At 43.3% G+C, this 12095-nt stretch carries 13 protein-coding genes; 1 reads left to right on the top strand and 12 read right to left on the bottom strand.

Annotation, left to right across the window (positions count from 1 at the left end):
• The first annotated feature begins 93 nt into the window (after positions 1 to 93).
• Positions 94 to 372 carry a hypothetical protein gene (locus RHO12_01835; protein WVD66523.1) on the top strand — a complete coding sequence of 93 codons (279 nt, stop codon included), beginning with the start codon at positions 94 to 96 and terminating at the stop codon, positions 370 to 372.
• Positions 373 to 399: 27 nt separating this feature from the next.
• Here RHO12_01835 and RHO12_01830 read toward each other — a convergent pair whose 3' ends face one another.
• Genes RHO12_01830 through RHO12_01775 form a run of 12 tightly spaced genes read right to left on the bottom strand, consistent with a single transcriptional unit; the run spans position 400 to position 12090 of the window.
• A complete protein-coding gene (locus RHO12_01830) occupies positions 400 to 2031 on the bottom strand; it encodes a conjugal transfer protein TraG N-terminal domain-containing protein (protein WVD66522.1) in 1632 nt (543 codons plus the stop codon).
• 4 nt (positions 2032 to 2035) lie between these two features.
• Positions 2036 to 2380, bottom strand: coding sequence for a hypothetical protein (locus RHO12_01825; protein ID WVD66521.1), 345 nt, complete (start codon positions 2378 to 2380; stop codon positions 2036 to 2038).
• Between the two features lie 11 nt (positions 2381 to 2391).
• Positions 2392 to 3717, bottom strand: a complete 1326-nt coding sequence (locus RHO12_01820; protein WVD66520.1) for an integrating conjugative element protein — start codon at positions 3715 to 3717, stop codon at positions 2392 to 2394.
• A 26-nt stretch (positions 3718 to 3743) separates the two neighbouring features.
• The gene (locus tag RHO12_01815; protein ID WVD66519.1) at positions 3744 to 4694 is read right to left on the bottom strand and encodes a TIGR03756 family integrating conjugative element protein; all 951 of its coding nucleotides are present in this window, start codon (positions 4692 to 4694) and stop codon (positions 3744 to 3746) included.
• Positions 4681 to 5106: a TIGR03757 family integrating conjugative element protein gene (locus RHO12_01810; GenBank protein ID WVD66518.1), complete on the bottom strand. Its 426-nt coding sequence runs from the start codon at positions 5104 to 5106 to the stop codon at positions 4681 to 4683. Before RHO12_01810 ends, RHO12_01815 begins: the two co-directional genes overlap by 14 nt.
• Positions 5103 to 5480, bottom strand: coding sequence for a hypothetical protein (locus RHO12_01805; protein ID WVD66517.1), 378 nt, complete (start codon positions 5478 to 5480; stop codon positions 5103 to 5105). Before RHO12_01805 ends, RHO12_01810 begins: the two co-directional genes overlap by 4 nt.
• An 11-nt stretch (positions 5481 to 5491) precedes the next feature.
• Positions 5492 to 8281 (bottom strand): conjugative transfer ATPase, encoded by a 2790-nt coding sequence (locus RHO12_01800; protein ID WVD66516.1) that lies wholly within the window; start codon positions 8279 to 8281, stop codon positions 5492 to 5494.
• A complete protein-coding gene (locus RHO12_01795) occupies positions 8281 to 8691 on the bottom strand; it encodes a TIGR03751 family conjugal transfer lipoprotein (protein ID WVD66515.1) in 411 nt (136 codons plus the stop codon). Before RHO12_01795 ends, RHO12_01800 begins: the two co-directional genes overlap by 1 nt.
• Positions 8691 to 10172 (bottom strand): TIGR03752 family integrating conjugative element protein, encoded by a 1482-nt coding sequence (locus tag RHO12_01790; protein ID WVD66514.1) that lies wholly within the window; start codon positions 10170 to 10172, stop codon positions 8691 to 8693. The genes RHO12_01795 and RHO12_01790 overlap by 1 nt, the downstream gene beginning before the upstream one ends.
• Positions 10159 to 11049: a TIGR03749 family integrating conjugative element protein gene (locus RHO12_01785; GenBank protein WVD66513.1), complete on the bottom strand. Its 891-nt coding sequence runs from the start codon at positions 11047 to 11049 to the stop codon at positions 10159 to 10161. The genes RHO12_01790 and RHO12_01785 overlap by 14 nt, the downstream gene beginning before the upstream one ends.
• Positions 11042 to 11713 carry a TIGR03746 family integrating conjugative element protein gene (locus tag RHO12_01780; protein WVD66512.1) on the bottom strand — a complete coding sequence of 224 codons (672 nt, stop codon included), beginning with the start codon at positions 11711 to 11713 and terminating at the stop codon, positions 11042 to 11044. The genes RHO12_01785 and RHO12_01780 overlap by 8 nt, the downstream gene beginning before the upstream one ends.
• On the bottom strand, positions 11710 to 12090 hold the full coding sequence (locus tag RHO12_01775) for a TIGR03750 family conjugal transfer protein (protein WVD66511.1): 381 nt from the start codon (positions 12088 to 12090) through the stop codon (positions 11710 to 11712). The genes RHO12_01780 and RHO12_01775 overlap by 4 nt, the downstream gene beginning before the upstream one ends.
• Positions 12091 to 12095: the final 5 nt, after the last annotated feature.

The following is a 12095-nucleotide window of genomic DNA, read 5'->3' as shown; positions in this document are numbered from 1 at the left end:
GGCGTGATGCTTAATTAGCAAACAAATAAATGGAAACTCTTGTGAATACATGGTATTATGTATAATTGCAAACAAGACTATGAGGCTGCCATTATGAAACATGAAAATACACCTTTACCGGCTGACGCAAAACCTAAAATGCTGTTTAATAGTGATGGCTTTGAATTTTTATTAAAAGCCCTTGCAGTTTTATTTAAAATAATGGGGATGCTGTTAGTTGTTGCTTTGAATATTGTTGCCGCTTTGTGTGAAACAGGTTCTAACAACAGAGTAAAAAGTAAGTACGTATCACTTAATCCAATGAAAACGGAAAGCGAAAACAAATTTGATGGGACGGGATACTATAAAATTGTGAGAGAAAAAAAAAGCTGACACGATTATATTATCAGCTTTTTATTATTATTTCTTTTTAGTTAATACTTTGTTTGCACCTTTTACTGTAGTTCTCACTGCGGCTTTTCCTGTTGCCGCAGCCCTTTCATAACCGTCAGCACCAGCTTCCTGCATTTTGATTGAAGCATCATTTAACATATTGCTAATACCCGAGCCAATTTTATACCCTGACCATGATAAGGCACTTAGTAAAAGAATCGGAAATCCAATAAACACAATTGAGGTCACAATATCAATCAGCGACTTGTTACCCGTCGAGAATTTCCAATTTAAAAACCCAACCACATTATTTTCATACAAAATTTCAATTAACCTTGAATCTAAAAATCGGGCCAGCTCCCACACAAAGGTCAAAAAGATGATAGCAAATATCACAAAGGTTAAGGTCACCACCACTTTCGGTTCAAATCCCCCCAGCGTGATAACAATCGGCAGCAGAATAATCACACTCATTAGTAGCACTGATTGAATCATCGGCGCCGCTTGCCTGACCGCATCCATTTCAACAAAGGTACTCATTGACTTAAAAAAGGCCCCCGTTGACGCAATCGTGCTGCCCACTTTTTGTGACATACCTGCATCTTTGTTTTCATAATCAAGATACATATAATTCGCACTGCCGAGCATTTTTCGAGGCGTTAATACCGAACGCAGCACAATTTCATTACGCTCACGTTTACTGGTCGCTAAGTGCTCCCAAAACGAAAATTTGTTAATATTCGGATTGGCATTACCCGTCCGTGATTTTTCGTTTTCCTCTCGCCTAATTTGCGTCTCAATATTTGCAATTAACTTCGCTTTAAGCCCCACGTCTTCATCATTCCACCATGATTTGCACGACGGATAACCAGTATAATATTCACCTGGTGAGAGTCCAACATCACGCTGACTATCGTATGGCCAATCTTTTTGCGGCACTTGTGCCCGGAAGGTATCATAATAGCCACGTGTTGTCAGAAAATAATTTGAACCTGGCCACGTCACGTCATCGAGCATCGTTTCCGGTATGGCAGTGGCATTTGCTCTGAGCTTATTCACCGATGGGTTAAAACAGGACGTGTAGAACTGATTGGCTTCCGTAATCAAAATGGGGTCTGTCACCGCTAAGTTAGCAATGGTCGATTGGACCTCCCGTAAATCGGTATTGCACGGTAACGCCGTTACCGCAGCTTGCGTTAATCCTGACGATATGGCATGAACAAAGTACCACCAAAGTGGCACATACACATCTTGTCCGCCTATCATCACATGCGCCTGTTGCAGTTTTGAATTGGAAGGTGAGACTTCAGCATACGAACAACTCGTACTTTGAGCGACAATCTTCCCTTCATCAACCCTTGATGAATACGCCCCTTGTTCATAGTGCAGCACGCGGACATCGAGTATGATAGAGGGATAGCATGCAAAGAAAATGACCACCATACTAATATAGATATAATCTTCTAACCGGCTTACAATCATCGGCGCATGGTTCCCTTCAAATGCACCCTTCTCCCTCACCTTAATTAAAATTGCCACAAGCTTAAAAACAAATGGGAGAATAAAAATCCCCGACGTTGCAATAATGTTCCAAATCCCATTATTAATAAGCCACCCCAAACTCAATGTCACATAATCAAAAAAACTCATTGCAGCCATCATATTACCCCATTAATTTGATATAAAGCATGACTTCATTGAAAAATACAAATGCCAAGCACATTGCACAGACTTTAATAAATGAGCGGTAATACGGTGTCGGTTTGATTTTGCGTTTCATCTTTACGCACATGCCAATCATCCCGCCATAAATAACCAATCTAAATAACAGAAAATACCAGTAAGCACTGGATAGGAACGCATTGAGCGAATAGACACGCTCCTGTGTTGAAAAAATGCTGATTAAAAAGAAGAGAATGGCGACTATGATTAGAGTTCCAATCATCACTTTGAGTCGTCCGGCCCATTTGTTACGCTTAACCTTATTGTTAATAATATTGGTATTCATAATAGTGGCCCTTATTTATTTGCGTCTAAATCATTGTTATTTGATGTCGGTACAATAACCCCTTGCTCACGCGCCAATTTGCGCTCATGGATCACAGATAAGGTATTACCTGAAATCGATTTACGCATATCATACTCAAGTTTTACCTGGTTAATTTCCATATCCAGCTCCGCAATTTGCGCCAAAATTTTAGCTTGTGCTTGCTGACTTTTTGCAATATTAGGCTCCTTACGACCGGCAAGTAACACTCGCCTTGCCATTAACGCCTCATCAATCGCTTGCGCTAGCGCCATCTCACTGGCCAAACGGTTGGCCAGCACCCCGCGCTCACTGTCTTCTCGCAGTGTTTCAATCACGCCCCTAGTCACATTTAAAGGGCCTTTATTAAGTGAGGTAAGCGAGCTGTCATTAATCTCGGTGGTGTCATTAATTAAATCAACCAGTTTCTCATAGTTTGATTCGTAATAGTCTTGAGTTATCGGGTTTAAGCCTCGTCCGGCTTTACCGCTATTATTACCACTTGCACCGTCGGACACAACCATTTCACGCTCGCCAATCACGTCGATGATCCACGCTTGCGCATCACTTGGGGCTTGCCAGGTCTGATAAATTCCGCCTTTACTTTGATGACTCGTAACTGATGACGTATCGGTTACGTTGCGATTAATTAAGGTGTTATAGCCGGCTAAAGCCACATCACTGGTAATTTTGATAGGCTCTTGACCTATCCCCCCTTTTTTACTGCCCCCGAGCCACGTTGAACCGTTATCGCCCCCTTCTTCTTCAAGCAACTTATCGATGCGAACTGCATCGACTTTATTGCTTAATAAATTAGTGAAGTTTTCTACTTTTGCCGCTTGGGTAAACCCCGCGCTATCAGCGTAATCGGCCATTTTATTGGCCATTTGTTTACAACTCATTTTAATGTCAGAGTAATCAAGTTTCCCTTGCAACACCCCATTGGTGAGCAGGTCATAAAGCTGAGGATTGGCACGCTGAATAATCAGCGCGGGAAGGCTGGCAACCGCGCCTTGCGCATTCGTCACCACCTCGCCCATCATATTATTAAAGCCATCAGTCACCCCATTAAGTTGATTGGCCACCGTTGATTTGATATCGAAGTTGCCACACATTAAATTGGCATTCCACTTAATGCCAAGGCCCATTGCGTTAGGTCTACTTAACGCATAATTCGGTCCAATGACTGACCCACCGCCAATTTTGTAATACAGTGCATCTGATACACCGCCTGTTAAATAATTTGATGCATAACTTGAGGTGCTCAGCATCAACAATAGCGCTGAACTAAAATGTAAGAGTGATGTTTTATAAGTCATAATATTAGTCCTTTTCAAGGTTGATTTTATTGAATATCAATGCTGTACAAAAATGTTTGACCGCGCTTTTTACAACAGGTATAAGGTCGCCACAAGGCATAGACATACCCACCATCAAGACTAGGGGTATCGTTTAAATTCGGAAATATGCCACAAGACAGACTCATAGTTGGGGCCAGTTTCTGCCATTTATGGTTATGGGTATTTTCTCTAACGGGCTCGGGTGGCCAAAAGCCTTTACTTTTTGACTTCGTGTAGTTTTTTACGACATGGAGTGTACTTGTATTAGTGAGCACATCTGCCCCCCGCTGCACCGCTACCGCCCCCGCTTTAAAATCGTCGTTTTGTGTGACCGCGCCGGTTCTTGGGTAAATATTCCCCCACATATTGGCACTAAGCTGGCTGCCGATTTCTCTTAATCCAGGGACCAGTGACTCGGGGTAAAAAGGCTCAACTAACGCCATGCGCCAGGCAATAAAATCCAGTTCACTGACAAAATAAGGCACCATCGGCATTACCCCATTACGACAGTAATAGCCCATACCCGATAACATCTCGGAAAACACCGCCCCCCCTGGATGGCCAATTGCTTGCACATCTTTAAAGCGTATTTTCGTCCGGTTATTGGCTTGCCGGCCATTAGTATCACTCCCGCCTTGCACCGCAGAGCCCGTTATAACACTCGATAAAGACGTGATAAGGTTTGCTTCTGTCCACGGGTTTTGAAATGGCTGAGCGTAAACTGACATCACAACATCGGGAATATAATGCCTTACTTTGACTGACGTTCTGACCTTGCACCCTCCCCAGCCACATTTCAGCCAAAAACAGGTCCCCACAATGCGATAATCCGTGCAGCTGGGAGACAGGGCCGATTGCACAATTTGTAACGTATTAATGCTTGTTGCAAGGCTAGGGAGTGCCATCAAAAGGCTCATGCCAAGGAGCGTTAATTTTAACGACTTAATTCTCATCATTTGCCTCTCTCCTTAAAAACTCAGCCATAATACCTGCCACATCAAGCGAGCCATAACTGACGAAGGTATCATTAATGACAATCGCCGGGTATTTTTTGACACCCAGCTCAAAGGCTTTGATGACCGTTTTCTGTGCCTCAATCACCTCGTACTCTAACTGCTTCCAATCGGGTGAATTGATTTTCTCCATGGTCATCAGGTAAGCTTCCTCCTCATTGCTGGGTAACTCACCAAAATAGGACTGGAGCAAATTATCTGCCTTATCGAGCTCATAGAGATGACAGTAATCATTGCAGCCCGTAACGCGCTGCCCCTGCTCATGCGTCACAAAGACAGAAACACCCTTTATTTCTGCCCCAATACAGTGATTACATAAGAGTAAAACCACTAGCCCTAATGCACTATTTTTCATCTGTCTTCCTTCATTAAATCAGTAATGAGTAAGTAAGCATCAATCCAATCGGCAACCTCAATCGTTAATCGTTTACCGAGCACGATTTCGCTCTCTTTAGGCCATATCACGGTATTAACAGTGTCATTACACACGATTTCAATTAAACAGTCTGATTGTTCACCACTTAAAGCAATGAGTGCGTATTGCTGGTAAGGAAGGTGCGCCTGTTCATGCGTGGGGATTCGGTACAATCGGCACTGTTTTCTTGTTATTATTCCCAGTTTTTTTGCTAAAACCTGATAAAATTGATTAATGCTATCCACATAAGCAGGATTAATTTTGGCATTACCAAGCGGATTGGTATCAAATAAAAACAGGTAAGTTGACGCCATTTTTTTGCTCCTTAACAATAGACCGTAGCGGTTAGACCACGTGCTTTATCCAGTTTTTCAGCGACTTTTAGCGCAGCATTAAGCTCACTAATCCCAAATGCTTTCATAAGTGCCATCCTGTCCGCTTTTTCATCCTTCTCCGTCATACCTAACGCTAAAAAGAGACTAGGTGGCACAACGCGGAAGAGTGCTTCAACATTTTTCGATAAAACGACACCTTCTGTATACTGCTGACTCGCCTTACAAGCTGAGGTTATCATCGTAATTTGTTCATCGGTTAAGGCTTTAAAACGACGGATCTTCTCCGCTTCTGAGGCGTCAGTCACCAGCATTTCCCACCATTCAATCATCGACAATAATTTTGCGGCTGCATCAGGGAAATCCTCCATGTTTTGCGTAGCAAGCCAAAGCCATACCCCAAGCTTACGCCACATTTTAGACGCTTTCGTTAGGTAAGCGGCGGTTAACGGCTTAACGGTAATAATATGAGATTCATCCGTCACGTTCACAATTGCTCTGGATTGGTGTTGATATTTTTCTCCCATATTATTGATGTGATTAATGAGTGAAATATACGCAATGGATAATTGCGCTTCATATCCCTCTCTTGCAAACGTCGCTAAGTCAACGTGAATAACATCAACATCGGGCCATGGCGTGCCTTGTTGATTAAAAATCTCCCCCTCAAAGCCCTGGGTAAACATACTAAGCGCTTCGGCCATCTCATACGCTTTCGCCCGGCGGGCTTCAGGTAAGGTGAGATCTTTACTTATGTCAAACAGGGCATCTTGTACATCGCCGGCAATCGCTTGCCGCTCTTCTTTGTAGGCGACCTTTGCCGCTATCACAATCGCTTGGCGGATCATGGCTCTATCCGCCCGGCGCAGTAATTCATCTTCTTTTTCTTCTCCCCCTGTTATCATCAGGCGAATGGATATCTCCATTTCACCCAGGACATCACGCTGCGCATCGCCCTCTTGTTCATCCTCACTATCATTTAGTGTTTGTGACACAATATCATCACTTAAACTACGTTCATCAAGCTGCGTGTTTAAATCTTTGATAGCTAAAATAAGATGCGAATCGGCAAGCGGGTTAAGTACTACGCCACTACCTGGTTTTAAACTGACTCGGTGAACACTAACGTCATGGTCTTCCATATAATCGACCAGAAGACCAAACGAATTACCGGTTTCAACGATCAGCGTGCGAGGACGATACATCGCCACGAGCTGCGCAATCTCCACATTCAGCGTGGCCGATTTACCCGCACCCGTTGGGCCTAAAATAAGCTTGTGACCATTTTGAGCTTTATCCACCATCGGATCATAACTGAGAGGCCCTCCCCCTCGATTAAAAAACGTGATCCCGGGGTTTCCTGTTCCGCTACTTCGCCCAAATACAGGTAATAAATTAGCAAGATGCTTGCACCAGTTGAATTTGGTATAGAGCCGCTTTGGATCAAGGCTTGGATTGTAATTCATGGGTAGCCAACGTAGGAAAGAGGATAAAGGTGCTATTTCGTTGTTTTCAGTGACCGTGATCATCCCGTGATTATTTAATTGGGCATTAAGGCTTTGTATTTTTTGCTTTAACCCTTTTATACTTTGGTCTCGTATATAAAAGGCAATGCTGCTTTGATACATTTTATTGCGCTGCGCAATGTAGCTCATCGCATCGTCACAGTTCTCTTTTACCGCTTGCGACTCTGCATTCTCACCGATGGCTTTTTTTCTGATATGATTAATATGCTCTTCAAGTTTGTCCTGTGGATAGGTGACAATCGTCAGACTCATCATGGTTGACTCAGGCAGTAAATCAAACAGCGCATTAATGCCATTCGTTTTTTGGGTTTCACCGGTTAAATGGCCAATTTCGGGTAGGCTTTTCAGTCTATCAACCATGACGACCGCGTGAGGCAGAGTGTCAAAATGCCAATACCCGGCTTTGGTTTCTGGCTCAGAATAAAATAGATTTTCGGTAAAATCATGAATAACCGGTAGAGGAACTACTTCATTTTGCGCTTCGATAAGCTGCTTCATCAAGGCCCCCTTTCCCATCATGGGCTGAGGATTAAATATCGGTGCTAGCCAGCGTGTGACGTCAGTACAATCTAAACGCCGAATTGCAATGCCGGCACCTTTTAACGCTAATATCGCACTATTACAGACATTATCGAGCTGCTCTTGTGGCGTTAAATCAGTCATATTTTCTTTCGCATCGACATACCGATATATCACCATGCGGGTTCGACGGATCTGTCCCCGCCATGGCGTTTTAGTCACGGTATGGTCAAAAAAAAGTCCCTCATTTTTGGTGATCCCATTAAGATGGTTCTCCATAATGTTTAGCCATTTTTCCGTGAATACCGTTCCTTTGGCGTTTGGCTTTGGATACTGTCTTAACGCTGAAATATAATCATCTAAGTTATCCTCATCTTGACAAAAATATTGGGTGACCCAGGGGTTTTTATCTCGCTCGTCAAACGAATTTTCAATACTATTCGTTACGATGTCACTCATCCCTTGAAGTGTTGACAGCGGTTTTGCTTCGGTGCCATAAGGAATGATTTCGAACACGGCACCGACCGACCTGCCATCTTCGAGTAAAATCGATTGATGCTCATCGTCGAATTCAAGCCAGGGTAAATAATCGATAATCGATTTTTGGCCATTTTTGGTATAAAGAAGCTGGCTTTTATCACGGGTCGTTAAATTTCCATGTCGTTTAGGCCGCTTTGTCGTATCAGCGGCACTCTTATGCTGCGCCTCAACCTGACATTTCTTACTAAAAAAGCCCATTACTGTCCCTCCCCACTTTCACCGGGCATGGCATAGCGCACCTCACCATAAAACGAAAACACAGTTGAGTAACCCGGCACAGGTAATTTTCCATCGCCGGTTAAATGGGGATAGATATACATCACCAAATCCGGATTAGGGAGACGCTGAAATAAGGTGTTAATTTCAACTTTTGCACTACGAGTATGGTTCATTACCGACTGGCTATAGGTCACATCATCAACGCCACGCCTCAGTTCATAACGATTATCAAATAATTGACTTGTGCCTCCGCCTGTTTTTTGATGGTAAATCGTATTCATCGTCTCGTCACCATGAGGAAACATCGCTTCTTTAGAGGTTGAGCATCCTGTTAATAAAACACTAATTGAGATAATCAGTATTGCCACACACTTAGATGGTATGTTCATTAATCTAGCCCCCCTAATTTTTTTGTATTTACGTCGTAATCAACAAGTCTGCCGTTATATAAATAATCGATATCGAGCTCTTTAGTAATGTGAATGGCAATGTCTTGTCCTGGCGGTACATAAACCGCATCAAACGTTTGCCCGTAGCGTTTATTAAACCAGTCAATAGTTTGGTTTATACCGCCACTCAGTCCTTTGCCTAATACATACTGACTGTTATTCCCTGTTACCGCATTCGTCACGTTACCGCCATCCGTCACGACCGTCGTATTTTGCTGTGCCATCGCATCGGCAGCCGCCGCTGCGGTGCCAAGGCCAATTACCGACGCTAAATACTGCGCAGCATTGGATTTAATTTCCCCCGAAATACACGGAATACCGTACTCATCGGATAACCAGCCAATCTCGCTGTTATTCCCACTACTGCTCGTATTATTTTTGGACTCAGGAATGGTGAGTATTCGCCCATCATCAAACACAAAGGTGATTGATTTCACGCTGCCTCTGACGCACGATAAAACGTAATCACCTGTTGCCGTGCCAGAAACGATGGCACCTTCAACGTGGGGTAACTCAATACCATTGGCAATTAAATTCTCTCGACCAATCACTGCTTTAAACGGATAAGGGTCGGACACCACGCCGTCGATAGGAATTCGCCCGAGTAAGGCTGTCATCGAGACGGAGCCCATTAGGGTTGAATTAACAGGAACCGTGTAAACCGGCTCACTCAATCGACTGGTTTTATCATCAAGAGGCTGGTTAATCGCCTCTTTATGGTCTTTTAGCTTGGAACGAATTGGATCGATACCATTAAAGCTCGTTGGAAATTGATACGCTGCATGGGTGACTTTTTTATCAACTACCATTTGGTCCGACGGGGAAACCCAAACAATATCGTCATCATTTACCTGACCTGAATGTTGCTGCATTTGACCGCTTTTGCTCGCAGCGCCCTGCCCCTTACCGATGGGTATATTCGATGAGTGCGTGGTATACTCATTGTTTGAGGCGGGTAATGTCGGTAGCTTAGCGGTTAATTGATTCAGCTTGTCAGAGATCACATTGATTTGTTTTTCAACGACTGACGGTTCATTATTCACGGCCCGATTGGCATTGGTATTTGGCGGGGTAAGTTTATAATATTGCCCGCCCTCTCTATTTAACCTTGCATTATCCGCTTTTAATTTTTTTAGCTCCTCTTGGGTGTCAGCCTGCTCTTTCTTAATCGCCTTAACTAAGGTAATTAAGGTTTGCACGGTATCTTTTTCAGTATCACCGGTCACGCCCAAAACGGATAACTCATCTTTACTCAAATCGGCAACTTCAATCACCTCCTCTTTTTCATAAGGACTGACAACTTGCGTTGCTGTTGAAGCGTTTTTCTCGCCTTTATTGGCAATGAGCACAATAATTGCCCCAAGGACAATAATACCAATGACGATAATGGGTAATAATTTATTGCCTTTAATTTTGGCCATGAGCATCTCCCTGTCCCTTTTTAAGGGATTCATCTGCTTTCCCATCTAACACCAAAACTGGCTCAGGAATAAAAGCATTAAGGGCTTTACCATTTGTTACAATATAGAGCATGGTGGTATCGGTTGGTTGCCCATTAGGGCCCAACGTATTATGCTGAAAGGTCGCGGAATAAAAATTGCCTTGCAGTAACCGGGCATCAAGATTGAGTAAGTTATCACTTTGGTTAACCAGCTTAATTGCCACCACCTCATACCCGTTTAAGCGCCAAATAGACAGGGGGGATACGGTCACCGGTAGGCGAGGCAAAAGCCGGGTTAACGTTTGCGGTAACGATAAGGAAATTTGCTTGATCCCGGGGACTTTTTCAACCGCGCGTAGCGGGGCATAATAACTTTGTGCAGCGTAACGCGTAAGTAATACTGGAATGGGCAGTGTTTGCACATTAACCGCTGACGGCGTTTGCCCCTCAATTTCCCCCTTAACGTCACTGTCCGTGCTTTGACTGCTCGCATCAGTGACAATTTTAATGGTTTCCAGTTTTTTCTTTGATGGTTTCTCACCGGTCAAATCTAACAAGATGATTTCACCGGTTTCCACGTCTTTAAGCAACAGCCGCGTCTCAGTAAACGGGCTGCTGCTTTTTAAATAAAGTACCCCACCTAGGCTTTGTACTCTGAGTTTATCTTGCAGTGATGAAGGTAATCCAACCGATATATTTTTGTCTAACATCACCATGCGTTCATCACCTTGATGAAGACTTATTTTAATCGGCGTCTTATCCCAATTAACCAATTCTACTGCGCTAAGATTTAATGAAAGAGTAATGAGCACAAACCCGCCTCCCCACGCCACGAGTTTCATTATTAATTTATTCATGATTGGCTCCTGTGGTTGCGGTTAATTTAAGCGGTTGACTGGCATAACAATTGAGTTTTAATCCCCAAAGGTTCGTTTCTGGGTCGGTATCACTTTTCACCACACTGAGCGGGAAACGAGCCATGGTTCGTTTTACGGCTTCACCCTTGTAATACTCGTCAACAAAAAAATCATAGGTCGCAACCCAAGCTTTATCCGATAGTATTTTCACCCTTGGTTCAAATTCGCCCGTTTGATAGTTTTTAACCTCGGAATTAATACCGCGCCCATCTATCTCGGCAATTGACCTGACCCTATCACGCAGTTCGCCACCTGCCCGGCGCTCCTCATACTCATGGAGTAATAGCGTTTTACATTGTGGCGTCAAATAGGGCGTTAACCGATTAATATTACGCTTATAATCAACTTCACCGTTATTTGGCCAGGTACTCAGTTGCTGAAAAATATAAAATGCAAATGCATAGATATTGCTTGGGTCAATATCAGACCAAAGGCGTGTGCTTCCGGTACGTGTATCAGGAGGAATATGAATGGTTAAGTCTTTCGGTGCAGACTTCCACCCCCAAGCCATCGCTAAAATAATGATAAGTAACACAACAATCACAAACCGCAGTGAGCTAATATGTTTATCTCTCCCGGTTAAAGCGTGTAGATATTTACTCATTTACGTTTACCTTTTCGTTTTCGTCTCACAATAAATGGCTCGTCATTAAAGAGAAGCCGGTCACCATTAAGCCCATTTTTAGCCCAAAATAAGCCTACATACCTTGCAAACCATGTTTCAGGCTTACCCCGCTTAAGGCTAGCCACTCGTTTCCCACCAATATATAACGTCGGTAATGGCATAAAAATAATGGCTGATACAATTAAGATCCATTTGCCAAATAACATAAATAAGATGAGCCCGACAACAAGCCCAATAATGCACCCGACACCTGCCATCATAAGTAACTCATTAAAATTCATTCCCTTATAAACAACAGGAATACGATTTAGCCGGTCGGGTAACATATCAATAGTGTTATCACTCATCTTGCTCATTGATT

This window comes from Orbaceae bacterium lpD02, assembly GCA_036251875.1.
GTDB classification, from domain to species: domain Bacteria; phylum Pseudomonadota; class Gammaproteobacteria; order Enterobacterales; family Orbaceae; genus Orbus; species Orbus sturtevantii.
Note: the sequence above shows the minus strand (reverse complement) of the source record. Positions and strands in the feature narration are given on the sequence as shown.

Bases quoted from the DNA above. Each gene is read 5' to 3' on its own strand.
- RHO12_01835 (WVD66523.1), top strand. From the start codon at position 94: ATGAAACATGAAAATACACCTTTACCGGCTGACGCAAAACCTAAAATG.
- RHO12_01830 (WVD66522.1), bottom strand. From the start codon at position 2,031: ATGGCTGCAATGAGTTTTTTTGATTATGTGACATTGAGTTTGGGGTGG.
- RHO12_01825 (WVD66521.1), bottom strand. From the start codon at position 2,380: ATGAATACCAATATTATTAACAATAAGGTTAAGCGTAACAAATGGGCC.
- RHO12_01820 (WVD66520.1), bottom strand. From the start codon at position 3,717: ATGACTTATAAAACATCACTCTTACATTTTAGTTCAGCGCTATTGTTG.
- RHO12_01815 (WVD66519.1), bottom strand. From the start codon at position 4,694: ATGATGAGAATTAAGTCGTTAAAATTAACGCTCCTTGGCATGAGCCTT.
- RHO12_01810 (WVD66518.1), bottom strand. From the start codon at position 5,106: ATGAAAAATAGTGCATTAGGGCTAGTGGTTTTACTCTTATGTAATCAC.
- RHO12_01805 (WVD66517.1), bottom strand. From the start codon at position 5,480: ATGGCGTCAACTTACCTGTTTTTATTTGATACCAATCCGCTTGGTAAT.
- RHO12_01800 (WVD66516.1), bottom strand. From the start codon at position 8,281: ATGGGCTTTTTTAGTAAGAAATGTCAGGTTGAGGCGCAGCATAAGAGT.
- RHO12_01795 (WVD66515.1), bottom strand. From the start codon at position 8,691: ATGAACATACCATCTAAGTGTGTGGCAATACTGATTATCTCAATTAGT.
- RHO12_01790 (WVD66514.1), bottom strand. From the start codon at position 10,172: ATGGCCAAAATTAAAGGCAATAAATTATTACCCATTATCGTCATTGGT.
- RHO12_01785 (WVD66513.1), bottom strand. From the start codon at position 11,049: ATGAATAAATTAATAATGAAACTCGTGGCGTGGGGAGGCGGGTTTGTG.
- RHO12_01780 (WVD66512.1), bottom strand. From the start codon at position 11,713: ATGAGTAAATATCTACACGCTTTAACCGGGAGAGATAAACATATTAGC.
- RHO12_01775 (WVD66511.1), bottom strand. From the start codon at position 12,090: ATGAGCAAGATGAGTGATAACACTATTGATATGTTACCCGACCGGCTA.